21 protein-coding genes are annotated in these 24,928 nt (G+C 36.9%); 10 read left to right on the top strand and 11 right to left on the bottom strand.

Annotation, left to right across the window (positions count from 1 at the left end; all coding sequences use genetic code 11):
- Nucleotides 1-4: 4 nt before the first annotated feature.
- A complete protein-coding gene (locus QNI22_RS00720) occupies nucleotides 5-520 on the bottom strand; it encodes a L,D-transpeptidase family protein (protein ID WP_314508681.1) in 516 nt (171 codons plus the stop codon).
- A 97-nt stretch (nucleotides 521-617) separates the two neighbouring features.
- On the opposite strand from QNI22_RS00720, the gene QNI22_RS00715 reads away from it, so the two are divergent.
- Nucleotides 618-2,060, top strand: coding sequence for a DUF1800 domain-containing protein (locus QNI22_RS00715; RefSeq protein ID WP_314508680.1), 1,443 nt, complete (start codon nucleotides 618-620; stop codon nucleotides 2,058-2,060).
- An 89-nt stretch (nucleotides 2,061-2,149) separates the two neighbouring features.
- Entirely contained in the window at nucleotides 2,150-3,355 is a 1,206-nt protein-coding gene (locus tag QNI22_RS00710) for a DUF1501 domain-containing protein (protein ID WP_314508679.1), read from the top strand.
- Between the two features lie 52 nt (nucleotides 3,356-3,407).
- On the opposite strand, the gene QNI22_RS00705 is transcribed toward QNI22_RS00710, so the two are convergent.
- On the bottom strand, nucleotides 3,408-4,679 hold the full coding sequence (locus QNI22_RS00705; protein WP_314508678.1) for a serpin family protein: 1,272 nt from the start codon (nucleotides 4,677-4,679) through the stop codon (nucleotides 3,408-3,410).
- 245 nt (nucleotides 4,680-4,924) lie between these two features.
- Here QNI22_RS00705 and QNI22_RS00700 point away from each other — a divergent pair, with 245 nt between their 5' ends.
- Entirely contained in the window at nucleotides 4,925-5,917 is a 993-nt protein-coding gene (locus QNI22_RS00700) for a glycosyltransferase family 9 protein (RefSeq protein ID WP_314508676.1), read from the top strand.
- 317 nt (nucleotides 5,918-6,234) lie between these two features.
- Nucleotides 6,235-7,299, top strand: coding sequence for a glycosyltransferase family 4 protein (locus QNI22_RS00695; RefSeq protein WP_336620939.1), 1,065 nt, complete (start codon nucleotides 6,235-6,237; stop codon nucleotides 7,297-7,299).
- Nucleotides 7,300-7,367: 68 nt separating this feature from the next.
- Here QNI22_RS00695 and QNI22_RS00690 read toward each other — a convergent pair whose 3' ends face one another.
- Nucleotides 7,368-7,925: a YqgE/AlgH family protein gene (locus QNI22_RS00690; RefSeq protein WP_314508674.1), complete on the bottom strand. Its 558-nt coding sequence runs from the start codon at nucleotides 7,923-7,925 to the stop codon at nucleotides 7,368-7,370.
- 223 nt (nucleotides 7,926-8,148) lie between these two features.
- Between QNI22_RS00690 and QNI22_RS00685 the strand changes: the two genes are divergently transcribed.
- Complete coding sequence (locus QNI22_RS00685) at nucleotides 8,149-8,745, top strand: hypothetical protein (protein WP_314508673.1); 597 nt, start codon at nucleotides 8,149-8,151, stop codon at nucleotides 8,743-8,745.
- A 66-nt stretch (nucleotides 8,746-8,811) separates the two neighbouring features.
- Here QNI22_RS00685 and QNI22_RS00680 read toward each other — a convergent pair whose 3' ends face one another.
- The 4 genes from QNI22_RS00680 to QNI22_RS00665 all read right to left on the bottom strand — a co-directional run bounded on the left by QNI22_RS00680 (nucleotide 8,812) and on the right by QNI22_RS00665 (nucleotide 13,418).
- The gene (locus tag QNI22_RS00680; RefSeq protein WP_314508672.1) at nucleotides 8,812-9,663 is read right to left on the bottom strand and encodes a transglutaminase-like domain-containing protein; all 852 of its coding nucleotides are present in this window, start codon (nucleotides 9,661-9,663) and stop codon (nucleotides 8,812-8,814) included.
- Between the two features lie 139 nt (nucleotides 9,664-9,802).
- Complete coding sequence (locus QNI22_RS00675; protein WP_314508671.1) at nucleotides 9,803-11,431, bottom strand: acyl-CoA carboxylase subunit beta; 1,629 nt, start codon at nucleotides 11,429-11,431, stop codon at nucleotides 9,803-9,805.
- A gap of 145 nt (nucleotides 11,432-11,576) precedes the next feature.
- Nucleotides 11,577-12,512: an MlaD family protein gene (locus QNI22_RS00670; protein ID WP_314508670.1), complete on the bottom strand. Its 936-nt coding sequence runs from the start codon at nucleotides 12,510-12,512 to the stop codon at nucleotides 11,577-11,579.
- Between the two features lie 120 nt (nucleotides 12,513-12,632).
- Nucleotides 12,633-13,418, bottom strand: coding sequence for an N-acetylmuramoyl-L-alanine amidase family protein (locus tag QNI22_RS00665; RefSeq protein ID WP_314508669.1), 786 nt, complete (start codon nucleotides 13,416-13,418; stop codon nucleotides 12,633-12,635).
- 76 nt (nucleotides 13,419-13,494) lie between these two features.
- Here QNI22_RS00665 and QNI22_RS00660 point away from each other — a divergent pair, with 76 nt between their 5' ends.
- The 3 genes from QNI22_RS00660 (at nucleotide 13,495) to QNI22_RS00650 (ending at nucleotide 19,678) form a co-directional block, all read left to right on the top strand.
- Nucleotides 13,495-16,335, top strand: a complete 2,841-nt coding sequence (locus QNI22_RS00660) for a putative LPS assembly protein LptD (RefSeq protein WP_314508668.1) — start codon at nucleotides 13,495-13,497, stop codon at nucleotides 16,333-16,335.
- A gap of 261 nt (nucleotides 16,336-16,596) precedes the next feature.
- Nucleotides 16,597-19,074: a penicillin acylase family protein gene (locus QNI22_RS00655; protein ID WP_314508667.1), complete on the top strand. Its 2,478-nt coding sequence runs from the start codon at nucleotides 16,597-16,599 to the stop codon at nucleotides 19,072-19,074.
- Nucleotides 19,075-19,084: 10 nt separating this feature from the next.
- Nucleotides 19,085-19,678 (top strand): type II secretion system protein GspG, encoded by a 594-nt coding sequence (locus QNI22_RS00650; RefSeq protein ID WP_314508666.1) that lies wholly within the window; start codon nucleotides 19,085-19,087, stop codon nucleotides 19,676-19,678.
- 77 nt (nucleotides 19,679-19,755) lie between these two features.
- Here QNI22_RS00650 and QNI22_RS00645 read toward each other — a convergent pair whose 3' ends face one another.
- A complete protein-coding gene (locus QNI22_RS00645) occupies nucleotides 19,756-20,268 on the bottom strand; it encodes a SixA phosphatase family protein (protein WP_314508665.1) in 513 nt (170 codons plus the stop codon).
- Nucleotides 20,269-20,529: 261 nt separating this feature from the next.
- Here QNI22_RS00645 and QNI22_RS00640 point away from each other — a divergent pair, with 261 nt between their 5' ends.
- A complete protein-coding gene (locus tag QNI22_RS00640) occupies nucleotides 20,530-21,762 on the top strand; it encodes a chorismate-binding protein (protein WP_314508664.1) in 1,233 nt (410 codons plus the stop codon).
- 65 nt (nucleotides 21,763-21,827) lie between these two features.
- Complete coding sequence (locus QNI22_RS00635; protein WP_314508663.1) at nucleotides 21,828-22,670, top strand: serine O-acetyltransferase; 843 nt, start codon at nucleotides 21,828-21,830, stop codon at nucleotides 22,668-22,670.
- Nucleotides 22,671-22,745: 75 nt separating this feature from the next.
- Here the strand turns inward: QNI22_RS00635 and QNI22_RS00630 are convergent, their stop codons facing one another.
- The 3 genes from QNI22_RS00630 to QNI22_RS00620 all read right to left on the bottom strand — a co-directional run bounded on the left by QNI22_RS00630 (nucleotide 22,746) and on the right by QNI22_RS00620 (nucleotide 24,785).
- The gene (locus tag QNI22_RS00630; RefSeq protein WP_314508662.1) at nucleotides 22,746-23,138 is read right to left on the bottom strand and encodes a hypothetical protein; all 393 of its coding nucleotides are present in this window, start codon (nucleotides 23,136-23,138) and stop codon (nucleotides 22,746-22,748) included.
- 8 nt (nucleotides 23,139-23,146) lie between these two features.
- Nucleotides 23,147-23,503 (bottom strand): hypothetical protein, encoded by a 357-nt coding sequence (locus QNI22_RS00625; RefSeq protein ID WP_314508661.1) that lies wholly within the window; start codon nucleotides 23,501-23,503, stop codon nucleotides 23,147-23,149.
- 316 nt (nucleotides 23,504-23,819) lie between these two features.
- A complete protein-coding gene (locus tag QNI22_RS00620; protein ID WP_314508660.1) occupies nucleotides 23,820-24,785 on the bottom strand; it encodes a zinc metalloprotease in 966 nt (321 codons plus the stop codon).
- Between the last annotated feature and the right edge of the window lie 143 nt (nucleotides 24,786-24,928).

The following is a 24,928-nucleotide window of genomic DNA, read 5'->3' as shown; positions in this document are numbered from 1 at the left end:
TACATTATGGCTTTATTTCAATGGTTGTTCCATCCGGAACAGCCTTCCATATCTCATCCATTTCTGCATTTGTGACTCCTATACATCCATTTGTCCAGTCATAAAGTGTATGAAAGCGACCCACCCATGTAATACTTGGATGCAAACCATGAATCATAATCATCCCTCCTGGTGATACACCCTTCTCTTCTGCACTCTTGCGGTCCTGTTCATTAGGATAAGAAACATGCAGTGATTTATAACAGCTACTTTTGGCATTTCGCCAGTCCAACGTATATTTTCCTTCCGGAGTTCTTTCATCTCCTTCCTTTCCTTTATGACCTTCAGGACTTTCTCCTAAAGCGATGGTATAGGTCCGCAATACGTTATTACCCTTCAACAACTGCATTTTTCGTTTTGCTTTAAATACCAAAACTTTATCTGCTTTATCATGAATTGCAGGTTGTTTTTTAGAACAGGCAATAAAAATACTCAACAAAAAAACGAGGATTAGATAAAAGAACTTATGGGAGTTATTCATTTTTTACAGCAAAGTCTCCCGCTAATTTAAACGTTTGCTACTAATTTTCATCTAACCTCACAGATTTACAATTAGGTGATGAAAACGATCAAAAGCTATGCAAACAAAAATATCCAACCAACAAAAGATTAAACACCTTTACAATCGGGCAGGTTTTGGTATCTCACCACTTACGAGAGAAACAGTTGATCACAAATCTATTGAGAAAGCAGTAAGGGAATTGTTTGTTCAATCAAAGAATATTTATCCTCTGCAAGTAGTAACAGCAGAACAAATGAGATTGGAAAGAGAGGAAAAAAAGGACAGTAAACAAACCTTTACACAAAGCGCAACCCCTCAGGAAAAAATTAAAACTATTATCAAAGATCGCATAGAAAGCATAAAATCCCTGAATCTTGCATGGGTCAGCCAAATGGTCAGTGGTAACGCGATGCTAAGAGAAAAAATGACATTGTTCTGGCATGGCCATTTTGCCTGTCGTAGCAACAATGCTTATTTTATGCAAATTCAGAACAATACACTTCGCAAACATGCATTGGGCAAGTTTGGTGATTTACTGATGGCTATTTCGAAGGATGCAGCTATGTTGGGCTTTCTCAATAACAAACAAAACCGCAAAGATAGCCCCAATGAGAATTTTGCACGCGAGGTAATGGAGTTATTTACTCTAGGAAGAGATCACTATACAGAACAGGATATAAAAAATGCAGCAAGGGCCTTCACAGGATGGCAGTTCAGACATGACGGAGAATTTTTCTTTAACCAAAGACAACACGATGAGGGAGAAAAAACATTCTTTGGTAAGACAGGCAACTTTACAGGAGAAGATATACTCACTACCATTCTGGAAAACAAACAAACAGCCCGATTTATTACCACTAAAATCTATCAATACTTTGTTAATGAAAAACCTGATCCAACAATTATCAATAGCCTGTCAGACCAGTTTTATAAGTCGGATTATGATATAGCTCAACTAATGGAATCTATCTTTACCGCAGACTGGTTTTATCAGTCTTCTATCATTGGTAGCAGAGTAAAAAGTCCGGTAGAGCTGTTAGTAGGCTTACAACAAACATTCACTATTCAGTTTCAGGAGACACAAAATATTATCTTCCTTCAGAAAGTTCTGGGACAAATCCTACTCAATCCCCCAAATGTAGCTGGCTGGAAAGAAGGAAAAAATTGGATTGACAGTAGCAGTCTTCTTTTTCGGATGCAACTCCCCGAATTACTTTTCCAGTCAGCAGAAGTAAGGGTTGAGGCAAAAGAAGAAGGAGATGTAAATACAGCATATCTGAACAATCGCAAAGGAAAAACTATTCAGGCATCCGCCAATTGGACTGGATTGCAAAATGCCTTTAAAAAAGTGAAGGATACGGAAACTCTTGATGCTCTTGCTGGTTATCTCTTATCCTTACCTATCACACAGGCCCAAAAAGATCTGATCTGGCGAAGAGCTGATAAAAGCAGTAAAGATGCCTTGATTAAAAGTCTTTCTTCTGCATTGGTTTCTCTGCCTGAATATCAACTTTGTTAATCTATCAAGTCTATCTAAAATCGCCAGTACCCACTTGGTCATATCCATCCTTCTATTACCTCGGATACTTACATATACAACCGAAAGCTATGAAAAGACGTGATTTCCTTTCCCGATCAGCCCTGGCAACAGCAGGAACAATGCTGATTCCCAATTTTCTGAAAGCCTTTGAAAGACAGCACCTCAATACTTTAGGTTTAAACAATAAAAAACTAGTTATCATTCAACTGTCGGGGGGAAATGATGGACTAAATACCATTATCCCATTCCGAAATGATATCTATTATAAAGTACGTCCCAAACTTGCCATCGAATCACAATATGTATTACAGGTATCTGATGAATTAGGTTTTAATCCAGCTCTGACAGGTATGAAACAGTTATACGATGATGGTCTGCTTACTATTCTCAATAGTGTTGGATACCCTAATCCCGACCGATCTCACTTTCGTTCGATGGATATCTGGCAAACAGCATCTGGGTCGGATGAATTTCTGAGTACAGGCTGGATCGGCAGATACCTGGACTCAGCCTGTGGAGGATACTGTAATCAGCCCTACAAAGCCATTGAAGTAGATGACACATTAAGCCTGGCAATGAAAGGAGATCGCCTGAAGGGACTGGCAGTGTCAAATCCTCAAAAACTTTATCAGTTAACACATAACAGGTTGATTACAGATATAAATTCAGCACAACACACTGAGGCGGATCATGAGCAGGTAAGCTATTTATATAAAACGCTAGGTGAAACTGTCTCATCTGCTGCTTATATCTATGACAAATCCAAAATCTATAAAACCAAAGCATTCTACCCTCCTACTGAACTTGGTAGAAAGTTAAAAACCATTGCCGAACTTATCGTATCAGGAATAGAAACCAATATCTTTTATGTATCAATCTCCGGGTTTGATACACATATCAATCAGAAACTACGACAGGGACAATTGTTGAAACAGTATTCAGAGGCAATGTCCACTTTTATACAAGATATGAAACAGAACAATCAACTCAATGAAACGTTGGTTATGACATTTTCAGAATTTGGTCGCAGAGTTGCTCAGAATGGTAGCGGGGGTACAGATCATGGAACTGCCAATAATGTATTTCTTATAGGAGGGAAACTGAAAAAGCCGGGGTTCTTTAATGAATCTCCTAATCTTCAAAATCTGGATGAAGGTGACCTCAAATACCAGATCGATTTTCGCAGCATTTATGCCACCTTGCTAAAAGACTGGCTCAAGGTAGATGATAAGATGATCCTAAGTAATCTTATAGGTCATTTAGACCTAGTGTAAAATTTACCCATCTGCACTTTTAAGATTTTGCAGATGGGTATCGGGTATCTATTTATTGATATTTTTCGATGGTAGGATTCATCACCTTGCCAATAAATAAAATAGCCCCGGAGCTCTTTTCCCGAATTATATAAATAAATGGACGATTAACAGTCCAGATACGAGGTATAGAAGACGTAGTCTCTACCATTCCAATAGATGTAACAGCAGCAGCTTCAGTTCCTGTTTCATCTACCTGCACAAAAGTTTTATGTGCCACCTCATTAATCTTCAAATCTCCTTTAGTAAAGCCAACTAATAAATTACTGAAGTCAGCGTAATCCGAAAATGCTTCTCCCATTCCCAAATTAGCTAGAACAGTGTTAAATTCCTGTTTTATATAATTACCTTCAAATTTGAATTTAGGTAATTTAATGTCTATTGTAGTTGTATCTGACTTTGCCAGCCAGTTGGCAAAATTTTCAGAAGTAAGTTGTTTTAGTAGACTCTCTATTGACTTATTACTATTTGGCATTATCAATGTCATTGTAAATTGTTTATTGCCATAAGGTAGATCAATCAGCACCTTGTCCGCATCTGTATATACACCTACAGTAGCATTACCTCTCATAAATTCCTTTCTGACAGTTGAACCATTCTCAAGATAAAAGTCATCTTCCTGCGTTTTATTTTTATCAAACTTATAGGCCCATGTTCCTTTAAAGTAAATAGCATTGATTAAAAACATTACCTGATCATCACTTATATTTTCTATAATCCTATCAATTTTACCATTGGTTTTATTCTTTACCCAATTATTTATGGTATTCTTTGAACCCTCTTTATCTTTTATTAGATCTAACCCTCTTACTTCTGCATCAAAATATTTCTGATTGGCTTCTACAAAATTTGTTTGTGGTGTAAGATCCTTTTTATACCAGATAGAGTTAGCAGGCGAAAAAGTAACCGTCTTATCAATGCCATTTAAATATGCTGCTATTGATTGAAAAGCACTGTTTTGTTCTTCATCTGTCAAGCCTTGCATACTTAATGCTTTTTTTATTCCATCCTTCGTAGTAGTATTTGCTCCATTATATGTCATAGCTACAGCCATGGCAATACTAAAGGGAGAAATAAACTGATTCTTATCAGCAGGCTGTATTTCATTTAGCTTATGAAATACATTAAAAGCAAAATCCGTGGAATTTTTAACAGTCTGTGTTTCATTAGTTCGCAAAGCCCGAACATTAGGTTTATTGTCTGGTGAAACTTCATTCTGCTTACAGGCAGAAAAAAGTAAAATACCAACTGCCATGCAGAAATAAATAAGGTAGCAATTTTTCATATATCTCGATTTTTGATTAAAAGACAAATTATGTCACAACTATTTGACCCTCAAAATCCGAGAAAGGTTGCATTCACTTATAGTTATACTTTAGATTATTTTATTACTATTATAAAACTCTTTATCTATCTTACGAACATTACAGAATTGTGAATACTCCTTTTAAAAACACCTATTACATTCATGTAAATTTCTATCTTTGAAACTTTTGATAAATCATAGCTTAATCAATCATTTTTATAAATATGCAGACAATCATCATAAGCCGTACTGACAATTTAGGCGATGTGGTGTTATCTCTCCCTGTAGCAGGTAAACTTAAAGAAGTATATCCATCTTCTCATATCATTTTTCTTGGGAAGAAATATACTGAACCTGTAATCAGTGCCTCTATTTATATTGATGAGTACTGGGATAAAGATCAACTAGACAACTATAAGACAGATCATGTTGATACAATCGTTTTTTTATTTCCGGACCGTGAAGTTGCACGATGGGCTGCTAAAAGAAAAATACCTTTACGAATAGGTACAAGTCATCGTTGGTGGCATTGGCTTTATTGTAACAAACGTGTCAATTTCAGCCGAAAAAAGTCAAATCTGCATGAGACACAGCTTAACTTTAAATTACTTAAACCGCTTGGCATATCTGAAACTGTAACACTTAACGAGATTTCTTCATTATATGGACTAAAAAAAATTAAAACTCCAATTCCAGCATTCTTGGAAGAAAAATTACAACAGTCTTCCCTAAAACTCGTTTTACACCCGAAATCTAAAGGAAGTGCCCGTGAATGGCCATTAAAACATTATTATGAATTAGCTAGTAGCTTACCCTCTACTATTCAGATATTTATAACAGGTACATTAACAGAGGAAGCTAAAATTCAGGAAGAATTTCCTGAGATACTTACTTTACCAAATGTAACTAACCTATTGGGTAAGCTATCCTTACAGGAATTAATTTCCTTTTTACACCATACGGATGTACTTATTGCCTGCAGTACAGGCCCACTTCATATTGCATCGGCACTAGGTAAATATGCAATTGGTCTATATCCTACTATTCGCCCGATGCATCCAGGCAGATGGCAGCCAGTAGGTATTCATGCAACTACTATCACTTTTATGCAATCTGATTGCAATACATGTTCCCACACTCCCCATCAATGTTTCTGTATTCAAAACATAACCCCCACATCCATTCTGAACAAAATCATTGCCATTAACCATTCTTAGGAGATAGTCTAACCTATTTAATAAAGGCTACAAAGGTAGATATTATAAAAGTTCTTGAAGAACTAAACAGACAGTCCAGTGCCCTCATCCTATTTTTCGGCCCATAGCAAAAGCTATGTTGCGAATTGTTCATAGGTATAAACTCATCTGGCTACAAAATCTACTCGTCGAGTTCCTTTAATACTAGTTTAGACATCTTCTCTTAGACGTTCAAGTCTGACTAACTAATCACATAATCAATCACCCAACTGACTACGACAGTCTGGACTGCAGATAATAAATAGTATCTGCAGAATAGATATGTATTATCTAAACTAATGCTTTGTAAAAAAATATTTATTGATTTTGAACGAATGAGATATCCTCATACGGGGCTATATCATTTTTGCTCTCAATTAGGAAAAGCTCTTCTGAAGCAGATTGAGCCTTCTTCTGAGCACCTATATTTGTATTTACCTCGCCAGGAACAACAAATATTTAAATCTTGCTTGTTTACCCCAATACATCATAATACTTTTCACAAATTTTATATGCCATCCAAAAATCAATTTGATCTATGGCATAGTATATATCAAGGAACTAATTATCTACCTAACCGTATAAAACCACCTCTTATCTTAACCATTCATGACCTAAACTTCATGCATGATTATAGATTGTCAGCATCAAAAAAGAAGGAGGAATTACGAAAATTACAGGTTAAGATAGATCAGGCCAGTTATCTGACTGTTATCTCAGAATTTACACTCAAGGAAGTAAAGACTCACCTTACTATAGGAAATATTCCTGTACAGGTTATTCATAATGGTTGCAATTTCTCTTCTCAAACGGTGATAACTATTCCTTCGTATATACCTCCAGCAAACTTCCTATTTACGATTGGGACGGTGGTCCCAAAGAAGAACTTTCATGTATTACCAGCTATTCTAACCAAAAACAATTTATTTCTTGTGATTGCAGGAGTAAACCATGATATAGACTATAAACGAAAAATTGAGGCAGAGGCAAAAAAATGGAAAGTTCAGGATAGAGTTATTTTCACTGGATCTATTTCAGAAGAAGAAAAATCATGGTATTACAAGCATTGTACAGCCTTTGTATTTCCTTCGTTGGCAGAGGGATTTGGATTACCTGTTATTGAAGCAATGTATTTTGGCAAACCGGTATTTTTATCATCTCTGGCATCCTTACCAGAAATAGGTGGTAATGTAGCCAATTATTTCTTAAACTTCGATCCACAACATATGCAGGAGGTACTGGAAAAGGGTCTCCATGAGAATAAGTCTACCACAAGATCAGTAGAAATTTGTCAAAGAGCCTGCTCATTTAGCTGGGAGAAAGCTGCTCAAAAATACAGGAATATATATCAAACCTTTTTTTAAAGTAAAAATCTGAAAAAAGATATGTTTACTGCCTGTTCAAAACAAATGTACAGGCAGTAAACTCATTCTTAGTTCAAGCGGGGATCTGTTGGATAATTGGCAAAAGCTTTATATTTACCATCCATACGACGCAATATATTACGCCAGAATTGATCTGCTGGTGTTTGAAAAATAAAGGAAGATTCCGCATCAGTAACAATCCATGCATTTTGTTTCAGTTCATTCTCTAACTGTTGTTCACCCCATCCGGAATATCCAACAAAGAAACGAATATCATCTGTTGACATTTTTCCCATGTTAAGCAAACTCTTCACCTGTTCAAAATCGCCCCCCCAATATAAATCATCAGCTATCGGAATTGTATCATCAATGATTGTTCCCATGCGATGGATAAAATGGAGTGTATTATGCTCTACAGGTCCACCAATATGTAATGGGAGGTCTGCATAGATTTCATCTTCAATTACATCTTTAAGCGTCAGTACTGTAGTCTGATTCAGAACAAAACCAAAAGATCCTGTTTCCGTATGTTCACAGAGTAAAACAACGCTACGTTCAAAGTTAGGATCCCCCAAAAAAGGTTCCGCAATCAGTAATTTACCCTTAGCTGGAATTTGTTCTATCATTTTACACAAAATTTATGCAACCATCAGATCAAACAAGAAACATAAACCTCTATATACCAATAAAGTAGAAGCAAACATTTTTATTATTCACTTTAATTCTGTACATAGAACGTTCAGTTAACATACAAAAATTTCATCTCTAACACAAGAAAGGCCTTATTTTTGTAAGGTTAATTTTTACTCTCAGTTATTAAGTCCAATTAGTTACTAAAATACCATACCTATGTTGAAAAAAAGTTCTTTATTATGGATAATAGCACTATTGCTGGTTTCTTTTTCCTGTACTCAACTCAAACAAATGGCCAATTTTACCAAGTGCCAGTTTAGAATGAGTTCAGTCCAAAACACAAACCTGGCAGGCGTTAATGTACAGCAGATAAAAAGTTTATCCGACATGAACCTTCTGCAAGCTGGTAAATTAACAGCAGCTTATGCATCAGGTACGATGCCTTTATCACTAACTATTAATGTAGATGCTCAAAATCCTAATGATGCGACAGCTGCCATGAATAAGATGGAGTGGATATTATTGATTGAAGGCAAAGAGATCGTAACGGGTACATTAAATGATCGAGTAAGTATTGCCCCCAGTGGAGGAACAGCGACTATTCCTGTACAAATCAATGCTGATTTACGCAAAATCATGGCTAAGAATAGCATGGATGAAAATATCAACCTAGGCTTAGGGCTTGTTGGAGCAGGGAATAAACCGTCTCCTAAATTATCTCTCAAGATAAAGCCATCTATTATGATTGGCAGCCTTACGATTCCTTATCCAGGCTATATTACGCTAAGTACAAACTTTGGAACAGGCAGCTAACAGAATAATAAAAAAGACTGAAGAATGTTCTTCAGTCTTTTTTATTATTCTGTAAAAGATATCAAATTACTCTTGACTCTCTTTGTTTTCTGTCACCACATCCAATAGTAAACGTACTTCTTCCATCTTATCACTATCACCTGTTTTCTCAAAAGCCAGAGACAAATTACGAAGCACCCGTTTGATAATATCTACATTTGAACAAGGTTCATAGAAAATATCAGAAGGAGGTAAATTTAACTGTTTGATATAACTATCTATATCAGATCTGGAAAAGACAATCCCTTTATTAAATACGTTTATATAAAATTGAGTTTCTGCCGTTTTAAATGTCAGAATAAATAGATTAGGAAGGTTTACTCCATAAATAGGCAGTTTCAACTTATGAGCAATAAGCATATAAATCACACAAAGTGAAATAGGATTACCTCTTTTAGAATCCAGCACAATATTGATCATACAATTGGCAGGAGAATGAAAGTTTTTTGTATTAGCAGCAAACTTCAATTTACTAAACATCACACTGTTTAGTATTTTCACCTGGTCATATGCATGCACGTCGGCCTTAAATTCAAGCCATGCATCATAATAGATCTGTTCCAGATCTTTTTTCAATCTCTCCAAAGACAAATCAGGATATTGATATGTAGCCACTAACCACATGCCTTCCAGCAAATCTTGTGTCTCACTATCCTTCCATTCCCTTAAACGTTGTTTTAAAGCATCAAACTGTAAGGTATGAATCAGTTCTTCTATCTTCTTCTGAACAATTGGATTAAAATTTGTCTCCCACTCAGCCTCCAGAAAAGGAATCACTGGCCCACCCAAAGAAATAATCCTTTGCTCTACATGTAGTTGGACTTCCTTATCATCGTCATCTAATAGAGACACCAAAGCTTTGATTTCATTTGTATTCATAGCAAGGCAAAACGTAGCGTACACGCAAATGTGTCAATTCTAAAAACAAGAAACAAACAAATAATCAGATTCGATAACAATTCAAACAGATACATTCTGATTAGAGAACCTCTCAGATTTGTTATATAGATAACAATCCTCACGTCTGAATAACTCCTACATTATACCGTTTTTCAATAGGTGCATGATTAGCAGCTTCGATTCCCATTGATAGTATTTTACGAGTTTCCAGTGGGTCTATTACTGCATCAATCCATAACCGGGCTGCAGCATAATATGGAGACAACTGATTATCATACTGAGTCTTAATGGTTTCAAACATCTTTTTTTCTTCCTCAGGTGTAATCTCTTTTCCTTTAGCTTTTAAGGCTGCCAGCTGAATTTGCAACAATGTTTTGGCAGCAGAAGCCCCACTCATTACTGCCAGTTGAGCTGAAGGCCAGGCAACCATTAATCGGGGGTCATATGCACGGCCACACATCGCATAATTTCCTGCACCATATGAATTACCTACTACTACTGTAAATTTAGGCACTACAGAATTTGCCATTGCATTTACCATCTTCGCGCCATCTTTTATAATTCCTCCCTGTTCAGAACGGCTCCCTACCATAAACCCGGTTACATCCTGTAAAAACACCAGTGGTATACGTTTCTGATTACAATTCATAATAAATCGTGCCGCTTTATCTGCCGAATCTGAATAGATTACTCCGCCCATCTGCATTTCTCCTTTTTTTGTCTTTACCATAGTTCTCTGATTGGCAATAATTCCAACAGCCCACCCGTCTATACGTGCCAAGCCACAAAGCAAACTTTTCCCATACAATTCTTTATATTCATCAAACTCTGAATTATCAACCAAACGCTTGATAATTTCACGCATGTCATAGGGTTTTACCCGATCCGATGGAAATAAGCCATACAGTTCCTGAGGGTTCTCTTTAGGCGGCACAGGTGCGGCTCTATCAAATCCTGCTTTAGGAACATGACCCATTTTATCAATTATGCGACGAATAGCAGCAAGACATTCCTGATCATTAGGATATTTATTATCTGTTACGCCTGAAATTTCACAATGAGTAGTAGCACCACCCAGAGTCTCATTGTCTACATCCTCCCCGATAGCAGCCTTGACCAGATAAGACCCTGCCAGAAATATAGAGCCTGTTCCTTCTACAATCATAGCTTCATCTGACATTATAGGTAAATAAGCTCCTCCGGCTACACAAGACCCCATAATGGCTGCGATCTGAACAATTCCCAATGAAGACATCTGAGCATTATTTCTGAAAATACGTCCAAAATGTTCTTTATCCGGAAAAACTTCGTCCTGCATAGGTAGATAAACCCCTGCACTGTCAACCAGATATATGATTGGCAATCTGTTTTCTATTGCTATTTCCTGTGCGCGAAGGTTTTTTTTTGCTGTAATAGGAAACCAGGCTCCTGCTTTAACAGTAGCATCATTGGCAACAATCACACACTGACGTCCATGAATATAGCCAATTCCTGTAATTACTCCTCCAGCTGGACATCCGCCATCAGCCTCATACATACCATATCCCGCCCAGGCTCCGACTTCCAGAAAATCACTTTCCTTGTCAATCAGGTATTGGATACGTTCTCTTGCGGTAAGCTTACCTTTCTGATGCTGGTCTGCAATTTTTTTCTCTCCTCCACCCAGATGTATCTTCTTTAATTTTTCAATAAGATCAGCGCTTAGCTGTTTATTTGTCTGTTCATTTTTAGCTAATTCCGAATTCATAGAATGGCTTATCAGTTGCGTGATGAAATCTAACTGGAACTAAGTTATACTTTTACGGGAAAAATATAGACAAAAATCAAAAACAATGGAAATAAAAAAACCTTCAGTGAGATACTGAAGGTTTTTGACTAGCTAATTAGCTGTTTTATTTTTTTGTCTTATCCTTTTTTCCAAACACAGAGAAATGTACATATCGCTTAGGATGTTCACGGAAATCAACCATCAGACTATCCAGATTGGCAGAAAATCGATTCAGGTTATTATAAAGTGAGTCATTTTTTGCCAGTTTGCCCAATGATCCTTGTCCTTGATTAATCTCATTTAACAATTTGCTAATATTAGCAAGTGATGCATTGGCCTTGTCAACTGTCTGGCCTAACTGTATTCGGCTTAAGCTATCCCCTGTTGCATTCAATTTTGCCATTAAAGGTTTTACTCCTGTTTGAGGATCATTTAGAGCACTAGACATTGCATTCAGATTTGTTAGAATACCCTTGATAGCAGCCTGATTTTGTGCCAGTATACCATTTAAAGCAGAAGAAGTATTCTCCAGATTTTGTAATGTTCCTCCCAAAGGCTTGCTTATCTGTTGAAATTGTTTTAGCAAAACATTCAGGTTATTCAAGGCGGTATCCAGGTCACGACTTAAAGGCTTTGCTTCGTCAGCGAGTTTTCCCAACATATCTACTTCAGTTTGTGAGATCAAAGTATCCCCTTCATCCAATGGACGACCACCTTTACCAATCAGAAGTTTAATTTCTTTGCCACCCAATAAACCAGTGCTGGCAACTATTGCAACAGTTGAATCATTGAGTTTTACTTCTTTTTCTATATCCAATGTGATAAGCACATGATTTCCATGATTCTGAAGTAATGTTTTACCAGCTACCTGCCCCACTTGCACCCCATTGATTGTAATAGGATTTGAAACATTTAATCCCTCAGCATTAGGATAAATAGCATAATAATACTCCTTGTTAGAGAAAAGATCAGAACCTTTCAGGTAATTGAAACCAAAATATAAAACAACACCTGACACAAGAGCCAGTATACCTATTCTAATTTCTTTCGAGACTGCCACAGCAAAATAATTAAGTTAAAAAATCAATGTTTAAACCCTATTTAAATTGGTCCAATAATACTAGAAAAACAAAATTGTTAGGAAATAAAAATGGCTTTTATCTGTCATGATACAGAAAGTTCAATCTGTTGTTTCCATATCTTCTTTATACGCTTTAAATCCGCGATAAATGGCGTTTGCAATATTTGAACGGCCTTCTTCTGTTCTAAGATATTTTTCCTCTGTCAGGTTACTCAGAAAGCCAATCTCAATAAGAGCACTAGGCATAGCTGTTTTCCATAGAACGATAAATCCTGCCTGTCTCACCCCTCTGCTGTGCCGGTTTGCTCTTTTTTCAAACTGAGACTCTACATGGCTAGCAAATCTAAGGCTATTTTCCATATAAGCACTTTGATAATTGGCAAACAAAATATGTCCCATAGGAGAGTCAGGATCATACCCACCATATTTTTTTTCGTGATTATCTTCTAACAGAATAGCAGAGTTTTCCCGTTTAGCAACCTCCAGATTTCCTTCCGAAGTATGTAACCCCATTGTATAGGTTTCTGTTCCAGCTATCGCTTTGGAATTATTTGAGTTACAATGAATCGAGATGAAAAGATCGGCATGATTTCTGTTAGCAATTGCAGCACGTTCCTGTAAGTCCACAAACTTATCAGTCATACGGGTATAAAGTACTTTTACATCAGGAAAGTTCTTTTTTATAGTTTTGCCTACTTCCAAGGCTACTTTCAAAGCAATTTCTTTTTCCTGTACATATTTTCCATGAGTACCTGGATCTTTGCCACCATGGCCTGCATCAATAACCACCAGACGTAGTTTGTATTGGGGGCGTTTTTCTAATGGAGTAAAAGCACATAACGAAACTATAATACCCAGTACAAAAATGAGAATAATATTTTTCACAATGCTTCAATTTTTTGTCTCGAATGCCCTAAATTTGTGCAAAAATGTAAATTTTTTAATAAAACTGAAACATCTTTTGCGTTTATCTTGCCTTCTTCTAGTATTCGGTTGTATTCTTACAGGTACAATAATAACCACTTATGGTCAGAATCGCCGTGACAGCGTACGTGTTTCTCCACGTAGCACAGCACTTGATTCGTTAAAAAAACCGTCTTTGTTGAGAGACACAACAGCTCAGGGAGCACAAACAGACAGTTTGCGAAGACAAAGCAGAGAAATTGAGACTTCTGTTACATATAGTGCTCAGGATTCTATTATACTGGATGTTAATGGTAAAATAGCCCGACTATATGGTCAGGCAAAGATCAATTATGGAGATATTGCCTTGGATGCAGAATACATAGAAATAAACTGGGAAACAGGAATTGTAGAGGCGCAAGGGGTAAAAGATTCCACAGGTAAAGTGGTTGGAGCGCCCGTTTTTACAGAAGGGAGCCAAAAATATGAAACAGAAAATATTCAATATAATATTAAAACCAAAAAGGCGATAATCAGTGGCGTTATAACCCAACAAGGGGAAGGATATGTTAGAGGAACAGATGTATTTAAAGATCCATATGATAACCTTTACATTAAAGGTGCTATTTATACAACCTGTAATTTACCCAATCCTCACTTCCATATTGCAGCCCGGAAAATTAAGGTGGTAGGTAATAAACAGGTTGTTTCTGGTCCTTTTAATTTTTATCTGAGTGGCATTCCCTTGCCTTTAGGACTTCCGTTTGGTTTCTTTCCCTATTCTTCTGAAAAACGCAAATCAGGTGTTATTGTACCAACTTATGGAGAAGAACCTACTAATAGAGGCTTTTTCTTACGCCAGGGTGGCTACTATTGGGCGATGAGTGATTATATGGATATGAGTTTCCTGGGTGAGGTTTATTCGAGGGGTGGATGGGGTCTGAATGTTCGTTCAGCCTATACGAAGAAATATACATACAGCGGTTCACTTGACTTACGCTTTAACCGACAAAGTACAGGTGATGAAGGATTTAAATCACGTACAGATGCATTCTGGATTAGCTGGTCACATACGCCTTTCAGTAAAGGAACAGGACGTTTTTCCGCAAGTGTTAACTTAGGTTCTACCAATTATAACTCCAAATTTGCCTATGCAGGTGCAGGTGTACAAAATGATATTAGCCGAAGAATCTCGTCTTCGTTTACTTCTAGTATTTCTTACTCCAACTCTTTCTCAATTAAAAACCTGCCGGTAACCTATAGTGCAAGTGCCAGACAGGACATGAATACAGTAACAGGTATTGTTAATACATCTCTACCTGAATTTAACATCTCTCTTAACAGATTCTACCCATTGAAAGGAAAAGGAGGAAGCAGCAGCAAATATTTCTGGCAAACCTTAAATATGGCATATCAATTAGATGGATATAACAGAATCAGTAACTCACCTCAATCTTTTGCCACATCCTATCAGGGACTACCTATATTGAATGCATATCAGACCAACGGAGATACTCTTCCTTTCAATTTCTCAAATGCTGGATTACTGTGGAAAAGAGCGGATAAAGGTGTAACCCATACTATACCAGTTTCTATGACTATGAAGCTACTTAAATATCTGAGTATGAACTATAGTTTCAATTACAAAGAAACCTGGTATCCTCAAAAATTAACGTTCTATGATGCTAACAATCAATTAATTAACTCAGCACTTTCATTCAATCAGGGTGATAGTATTCGGGTTGATACAGCACGTGGATTTGCCCGTTCAAGCTCTTATTCTGCCAGTGCCAGTCTGACAACCAATATTTATGGGATGTTTAATGTTCATGGCAAACGAATTGAGGCAATTCGCCACCGAATGGTTCCAAGTATAGGTTTTAGCTTTACACCTGATTTATCACCTGATAAATTTGGGTTTTATCAGATAGCCATGGTAAGAGACTCTTCAGGAGAAATGACAAAGGTGAGGCTCCCCCGTTTTGCCAGTACCAGTAACTTACCCAGTGCCAGTCTTTCAAAAAGCATTACATTTAGTTTGAGTAATACACTTGAAGCCAAAATAAAAGCCAAAAGCGATACAGCAAAAGTGAAGTACGAAAAAGTAAGCCTTCTAGATAATTTTGGTTTTTCAGGCAGTTATAACTTAGCAGCAGATTCATTAAAACTGTCCAACATTAGTATATCAGCACGTACCAAACTATTCAAAAAAGTAGATATCAATTTCACATCTACCTTAGATCCTTACCGGATGGTTCAATTTCAATCGGTCGACGCAGATAATAATCCAGTTTTTGATTCTAATGGCAATCCGGTTTATATACAACGTCGTGTAGATGAATTTGCCTGGCGTTCCAGTCATTATACTTCTAATACAGGAAGAGTGGGAAAAGTACAGGGTAGCAGCTTAGGACGTATTACTAGTTTAAACCTAAGCATTAGTACCAGTTTAAATCCAAATGCGAGTAAAAAGACAGCTGAAAAGGTAGACAAAGACCCAACATTGGATGAACAAACCAAACAACAGATAAAAGCCAATCCTAATCTGTATGTAGATTTTGATATTCCCTGGAACGTCAATCTGGCATATAACTTCAATTATTCTAAAAATGGTTTTAGTACTTCAAGTGTTGTCCAAACGCTTACTTTTAATGGAGAAGTAAAACTTACTGAAAAATGGCGTATTGGAGTTACATCAGGATATGATTTTACGAGAAATTATGTTGTCAATACTACAGCCATCAATATATTCAGAGATTTACACTGCTGGCAAATGACCGCCAACTGGGCTCCTTTTGGTACCTATCAATATTATTCTATTGATATTCAAGTGAAAGCTTCTATGCTGAAAGATCTTAAACTTAGTCGCCGTCGTACCTGGTATGACCAAGGACGCTAAACTAATTTGTCTGTTTTAAATAAGTATATCCCTCTGATGTTGATTAATCAGAGGGATATTTTTTTATCAGAATATGAAAAGTCATTCTATGAGAGAATTTCCTCTAAAGTTATTTATAGAAGCATATAGATCAAGATATAATCAATTTTCCCAGAAGTATTTGGTACTTTTCAACTGCACTAGTATCTTTTACACATATTTTAATTGTCTGTCTGAATCAAACACAGTATCTGTCTGATCTAACCTCTTATTTCTGATTTTATGAAATGGATTAAAGCCATTCTCTCTTCTCTTTTAACAATTGTACTTATCTTTTTATTTAATACCAAGTTGGGGGTTCTCCCTCCTATAGGAAAGCTACTGAATCCCTTTCACGGGTTCTGGGCTAATGCAGAACCAACTAAAACAGAATCAGAGAAGAGTCTCTCTCTTAAAGGATTACAGGATAAAGTAACGATCCGGTTTGATGACAATCATGTACCACATATATTTGCTAATAATACCTATGATCTGTTTTATGCTCAGGGATATATCACTGCCTCTGATCGGTTATGGCAGATGGAATTGCAAACTCACGCCGCAGCAGGCAGGTTATCTGAAATTATAGGAGACCGTACACTGGAAATAGATCGAAATGCCCGTAGAAGAGGAATGGTTGTTGCGGCCAAAGCAACACTGACACAAATGATGTCAGATTCTGTAAGCAAACAAATTCTGGAAGCTTATTCAGCAGGAGTCAATGCCTATATTTCAAGCTTATCTCCAAAAGATTATCCGGTTGAATACAAAATTCTTGATTATTCACCAGAACCCTGGGAACCTCTAAAGTCTGCCTTGCTATTAAAACAAATGGCAACCACTCTGGCAACGGGTGATGATGATGGTCAGATGACAAATGTGCTGGCTCAATATGGCTATGATGTTGTCAAAGATTTATTCCCTGACTATCCATTTCACGAAAATCCAGTCATCCCTGTCGGTACCAAATGGGATTTTGAACCACTCCCTTCTCCAAAACCTCCAAAAGATTTTATTAAACCACTCACAAACTCTGCTATCAGCTCATCCAAAATCTCTCAAGCAAATCCATCTCTTGTATACAATGATCCTCAGGCAGAGAAAGAAATTGGCAGTAACAATTGGGCTGTAAACGGTCAGAAATCAGCCACTGGTTATCCTATTTTATCCAATGACCCTCATCTGGAACTATCGTTACCATCCATCTGGTATCAGATTCAGCTTATCGGTCCGGACGTAAATGTATGTGGGGCCTCATTACCTGGAGCACCTAATGTTATTAGTGGTTTTAATGAGAAAGTAGCATGGGGTGTAACCAATGTAGGATCAGATGTAATGGATTGGTATAAAATTACATTCAAAGATCAAACCCACAAAGAATACTTATATGATGGTGTTTACAAACCAGTAAAACAGGTTACTGAAATTATTAAAGTTCGGGGCAAACCGGATGTTATAGATACTGTTTTATATACCCACCATGGTCCTATAGTGTATAATGAAGGAATGCAATCATTAAATGGCAGAACGCCTGTTGGTTGCGCTATGCGATGGATTGCTCATGAACCATCCAACGAACTGGTTACATTCTATTACCTTAATCGGGCCAAAAATTACTCAGATTATGTAAAAGCCCTATCTTATTATATAAGCCCAGCTCAAAACTTTGTTTTCGCATCTGCTGACAATGATATTGCCTTGTGGCCTAATGGTAAATTTCCTATCAAATGGAAAGAACAGGGTAAGTTTATTCTGGATGGATCTAACTCTGCCTATGACTGGCAAGGGTGGATTCCTCATGCTCAGAATCCCCATGTTCTTAACCCTCCTCGTGGGTTTGTCAGCTCTGCCAACCAATTTTCTGCTGATACAACATATCCTTATTATCTGGGGTGGGAATTTTCCAACTACTCTCGTGGCGAACGCATCAATCAAAGATTAACCAGCATGCAACAGATCACCCCTGATAGCCTTCGTATGTTGCAAAATGACAACTATAATATTCACGCACGGGATGTATTGCCACAGTTATTATCGTATGTTTCACAAAGTCAACTTAGTAAGGAACAATTAGAAGCATATCAAACAATTGCTGCATGGAATAAACAAAATAACCCTGCAGAGATTGGACCAACAATATTTTATGTTTGGTGGCAATATTTCTCACTAAAATTATGGGATGAGTTTCGTAGTACAGATGACAAACCTATGCGAATGCCCAACCAGGATAGAACGGTAAAACTTGTAACAACAGAACCTACCTCCCCATGGATTGACAATAAAGAAACAGAACAAAAAGAAACACTGGCAGATATAGCAACTCAATCATTCAGAGCTACCATTGACACACTCACAACTAAAAAAGGAGAATTAAATCCAGAATCCTGGGCTTGGGCAAAATACAAAAGTACAACCATTCTACATTTGTCCCGTTCAATTCTTCCTTTCTCACGAAAGGATATATGGATTGGAGGAGGCAGAGGAATTGTAAATGCAACCTCTGAACGCAACGGCCCGTCATGGCGTATGGTAGTGGCATTAGGACCAAGCCTTAAAGCGTATGCACTCTATCCAGGTGGCCAATCTGGTAACCCTGGCAGTTACTATTATGATAATATGATAGACAAATGGTCTAAAGGAGAATTGCTGGATGTTGTATTCTTACATAAATCAGTGGAAAAAAATGAACGTATTAAAACTACCTGGACATTAACACATTAAGATACATACTATGAAATCTTCCCATCCTACCTTATACACATTACTTTATTCTGCCGGAATAACTTTATTCTGTACAGGATTTCTATTTGCAGTAGTTTCATTGCTATCTGGCTTTCTACCTGGACTTATGTGTATCCTCCTTATGGTAATAGGATACGTTATTGTACGCTCTATGAACCATGATACATTTACTCTACCATTTGTTTCTGTATCAAAATGGAATGTAGATCTTTCATCTATAAATTACCTATACATCTTTAAATCAATAGTAAAATCAACTTTTGTTACCCTACTCATTCTTGCACTTGTTATTTCCTGTATATTTATTTTTGGACAAAATTATTTCCACAAAAGAAACACACGCCAGGAATGTGATCAGATAGTATCTGCCTTACAGTTCTATAAAGAGAGTACAAAGACCTATCCGGCAACTCTTACAGAAATAATAGGTAACGATCCATTACGAAGAGATTGGGATAAAGATAGTTGGGAAAACGTATATCAGTACAATACTCTCAATAACGGACAATCTTTTATGTTACGATCATCCGGAGCAGATGGAAATACAGATACAGAGGATGATCTGCTCTATCAGGTTCGTTAATTACTCTACTTGTCAATCCAAACAATTCGGTCAATTATCTCTTTTTACTGCCTATGTATTGAACATAGGCAGTTTTATTAGAAGTATAATTTAATCACATTAGCAGGTTGACTATCACTAATTTTTACAATATACAAATCACCATAATCCTCTGACTCTGTATATTTTTTTGACTTTGTCCACTCATTTAGCAGCTTAGGAACCACATTTGAGTGACTTACTACTAAAATACGTTTATCTTTTCCCTTCTTCGCTAAATTTATAGCCAGATCAGAGTCTTTGGCATCATAGTGAATAATAGATAAGCCCAACTTCTGCAACAAAGGCAATGCAGTCTGTTCTGTCCTCTTAGTTGCCGTGGAATAAATAGCTTCAATTCCTGCATCTTTCAAAATTGCAGCCAATTGTTCCGCATGTTTCTTTCCCTCCAAAGAAAGTGAGGGATCACTTGAGCTTTCCGTAAGATCTTTCTCTGCATGTCGGACAAGAAATATAACAGTCTCCTTTCCTGCTACTTGTTGTGCATAGAGGTTTATGCCATTACCTATATAACCAAGGAAAAAGAATAGGGCAAGATAGTATCTCTTCATAAGTAAACGTTTGTTAACAGAGTAAAAATAAGAATTAATTTATACAAAGACGTGAATATCACTCCCAATTCCCTCAAATATAGTATAGGTATTTATCCAGCCTGATCATCCACTCTGATTGGTTTTCTTATTTTTTGAAAAAAATGGAAACTGAAAGTTTTTTTTTTCAGTTCTTTGTATATCCTAAGGTGAGCATGAGAATCTTATCAGGGTACTATTTTGGTCTATTACCTTTCTGAGTATCGAACTTTGCACATTTCCATGGTTTCTTCTATTACATTAACAAATACTTTAGAATATATACAAGCACTCTGGATTGCTACACACCAAATGGGTTTACCTATCGCATTATGGCGGTTACCAGAAACTCAGGAAATTCAGGGAATAATAGATCTTTCAGGGCAACCTCAAAAAACGGTCATTGATCTTGAAGAACTGCATTCCGGATTTGCAGTCAGTCCCTTCATTAACCCTGAAGCAGATCAGTCTTTATTTATTCATGCGGACATTCATTTTACGCTAGAACAAGATCCATCAAGAGAAACCTACATATTCTCGGATAAGAATCTTCCTCTTAACGATCCTATCTTACAGATTCGAAAAGAAAATTTCTATCAGACTGTAGAGAATATTTTACAAACCAGAAATCATTCATCAGTTATATCTTCCAGAACTTCCTATCAAACGCAGGATGCAGATCAAGCCATATTTGAAGATATGGTATCTAAGGCTATTCGGGAGATGGAAGAAGGAAACTTTCAAAAAGTTGTACTTTCCCGCACTATTACAGTTCCAATCAAGGAAGATATCAATATCATTCAAACTTACTTTAAGCTAACTCAATCTTATCCACTGGCTTTTGTCTCATTAATCAGTATACCTGAACATGGTACATGGATGGGAGCTTCTCCTGAGGTGATTATCAGCACGAATAAACAAAAGATATTTCGTACAATAGCTTTGGCAGGAACACAACCTTATGAGCCAGGTGTACCATTGTCTGAAGTAATGTGGAAGCAGAAAGAGATAGAAGAACAGGCATTGGTTAGCCGTTACATTATTAACTGTTTCAAAAAAATTCGTTTGAGGGAATTTGAAGAAGAAGGTCCAAAAACTGTGATCGCAGGTAATCTTTTACACTTACGAACTGATTTGACTGTAGATATGCAAGCTACTCAGTTTCCCCAGTTGGGTACAGTTATGCTTCGGTTATTGCATCCTACGTCTGCAGTCTGTGGTACTCCCAAAGAACCAGCCATGGACTTCATTATTAACCACGAACCTCATAACCGGGAATTTTATAGCGGATTTCTAGGTCCTGTAAATATAGATGGAGAGTCTCATCTTTTTGTAAACCTGCGATGTACACAATGGCTCAGCAATCGGGTTATTTTTTATGCAGGAGCAGGTATTACAACAGGGTCTATTCCAGAACGGGAATGGCGTGAAACAGAATTAAAAACACAAACTATGCGGAAAATTGTAGGCGTATAGCCATTACCATTGGGTTTTATACTACTTTTACATTATCTGCTTATTTCATCTATCTTGCCACGATTATGAATTACCACCGTTTTGCACAAACGTTATTTCAGTCACACACAAGTTATGACAAACTTCCACAAAAGATTGAAGTATATCGTTTTATAGACTCAGTTTTGCAAATGTTATTTCCACAATTTGCAGATCAAACATTCAAAACACCTGAAAGTGTAGAAGCAGAACTCTATGAATTACAAAACAATGGAGAAAAGCTTTTAATTGATATTGAGCCTAATCTCCCCGCTCCTGCTGCGACCATTGCTAATCAGTTTGCAGAAAGCCTTCCACGCATTTATGATTTGCTCTTGAACGACGCACGTGCTATGGCAGATGGAGACCCTGCTGCAACAAGTCCTAATGAAGTTATACTGGCTTATCCTGGCTTCTATGCCATAGCTATTTATCGTATGGCCCATCGGCTATGCCAGTTAGGAGTTCCTTTGATTCCACGTCTATTAACAGAATATGCTCATCAGAAAACAGGTATTGACATACATCCAGGAGCAACTATTGGAGAGCATTTCTGCATAGATCATGGTACAGGTATTGTGATTGGTCAAACTACAGTTATAGGAAATCGTGTTAAAATATATCAGGGTGTAACATTGGGGGCTTTAAGTGTAGAAAAAACCCTGGCAGGTGTAAAACGCCATCCAACGATTGAGGATAATGTGGTAATTTATGCAGGAGCAACGATTCTGGGTGGGCATGTTGTTGTAGGTCATGATAGTATCATAGGCGGAAATGTATGGCTTACAGAAAGTATCAAGCCCTATTCTAAAGTTTATAATAAGACTCAGATAAAAGTGAGCGGAGCAGCATACGAAAAGGCTGATGAATATCTTGAATACTATATCTGATAATTACTGATTATCATAACAAAACGCCAGTCAGAATATATTCCGACTGGCATTTCTTTTGTATTTCGTTTCTGTTTATTGCAAATCAGCAGGTGGTACAAAACTTTGCGTCATTTTTTGTTTAGAAATCCGACGTCCTCTAAAAAACAGATACAGGTTAAAGAACAACATTATACCAAGATAGATACTGAACCCTCCTATTTTGCTACTTAACTCTTCCAGCATTCCCTGACTATTGGCTATAGCAGCACTCGTCTCCATTATCAACAAAGCAAAACCCAAATTCAGCAGGTAGAATCCTACCTCAAACAATTTATTGGTTGAATAGGCAATCTCACTTTTCCCATGAAATATATCCAGCATAAAGACTTTGCTATTTTTAAATAAGGTATGAGCAACATACCAGGTAAGCATTACCACAACAGGTAAGTAGATCAAATACGAGGTTAATACAAATGAAGTTTTCATAAAAGTGTTTATTTGGAATGAGTAGATGTATGATATGATTTACTAAAAAACAGAAGTACTGTCATATTGATAAAGTGAATAATAGCCAGAGTTAACATGATCTTTCCTACCCTATTACTTACACTTGCGACTAATATTTGCCAGGAAGTAACAGAGTCCCAGAAGCGTATCATAATAGTTACATAGCCTAAATTAAGCAGATAGTATCCAACAAGCAGTAAGCGATTGATACTATCACTAATCTTTTCATCATTTTGAAAAAGAGAAAGAAGATAAAGTCTTCCATGCTTGTAAAAACTAAGCCCTACATGTACTGTAACCCAATAGGTTATAGCAAAATAGATTAGGTAAGCAATCACATTCATATAAAATGGATTTTGTTTTTCTGATGCTCTTTGTTCTTGTTGAACGATTCAAAACTACAGATAATTAATTATATTTTCAAAATATTTTGAAAATATAATTAATTATTACAACAAAGAAATTCTTATATCACTGACAGAGAGATAGTTTATTACTATATGAGCTGTATAAAAATAAAATGCTTTAATTTCTAATTAGGATGCAAGAATCTAACGATGAATTTCTGAATGGAGAGAAACTTGTAGAGAAACAAATGAGGAGAACAGATAAAAAATAATAGGTTGTTGTATGTACACAACAACCTATCAAAAACTGACATTATTGAGCAAAGCTATAGCGTGGTCCTCCAGAAACAAAAGTAGCTAGCATTCTTGATTTTTGTCCATTGGAAAACATATACATACAGGCATCGTCTGTATAATCCATGTAATTCATTGTCATTTCTACAGGAGTACCTGTACAGGTAGATTTATGACCAGCAGCAGGACAACCATAATTAGCTGTATTATGCAATGGAGTATCATTTACATAGTCAGTTCCACAGGTTGCATCACCCCATATATGACGCAGATTCAGCCAATGCCCTACTTCATGGGTTGCTGTCCTCCCCTTATTAAACGGTGCAGCAGCAGTGCCGGTGCGACCAAAGGCTGTATTTAATATTACGACGCCATCTGTAGCAGAGGCTCCACCAGGAAACTGTGCATACCCCAAAATATCATTTGACAAGGTACACACCCATAAATTTAATTTAGTAGCAGGCGAAGTAGGATCAATTCCACCACGTGATGATATTTTCATGTAATCATTGGTATTCCATGACCTCTTGTTGGTGGATTTGCGAACAGTCTGGTCTAGTACAAACCGAATTCCAACGTTGGCTTTTACACCTGAGAAAGTTGCCGGAACAAGCGTGAAATCAGCATTGGTTGCATTATAGTCTTCATTTAATGCATCAATCTGAGATTGTATCTGAGCATCAGATATGTTTTCTGATGCAGTCCTGTACAGGACATTGACTACAACAGGTATTTCTATTACACCATTTACTAAACGAGCTGCCTTATGCTCTTTTAGTACCTTATTGGTAAATGATTCTATTTGCAACATTCTGTCTGCCATAGCAGGATCATTCTTTAGTTGAATGGCAAGCAGTTCCATAGAAGCACATTTACGTGCAGTCGGAGCAATAGTGATATCAGAGCTTTGAGACTCAATTTCATCTTTATGACAGGACAGAAAAGTCAATGCCATAATCAGGCAAGGTAGAAGCAGTTTTTTCATGTTTAATTAAGTTAGGAGTTTGTGATAACCAAATATAAAATTTCCCATCTAAAATAGAATCTGATTGTAAGATTCTACAATAATCACATCTCCCAAAATAGTCTCACATAGTTATTCAAACAGACCTGTCTCCTACATTTACC

This window comes from Xanthocytophaga agilis, assembly GCF_030068605.1.
Lineage (GTDB): Bacteria > Bacteroidota > Bacteroidia > Cytophagales > 172606-1 > Xanthocytophaga > Xanthocytophaga agilis.
This window is presented reverse-complemented; position numbering and strand designations above follow the sequence as displayed.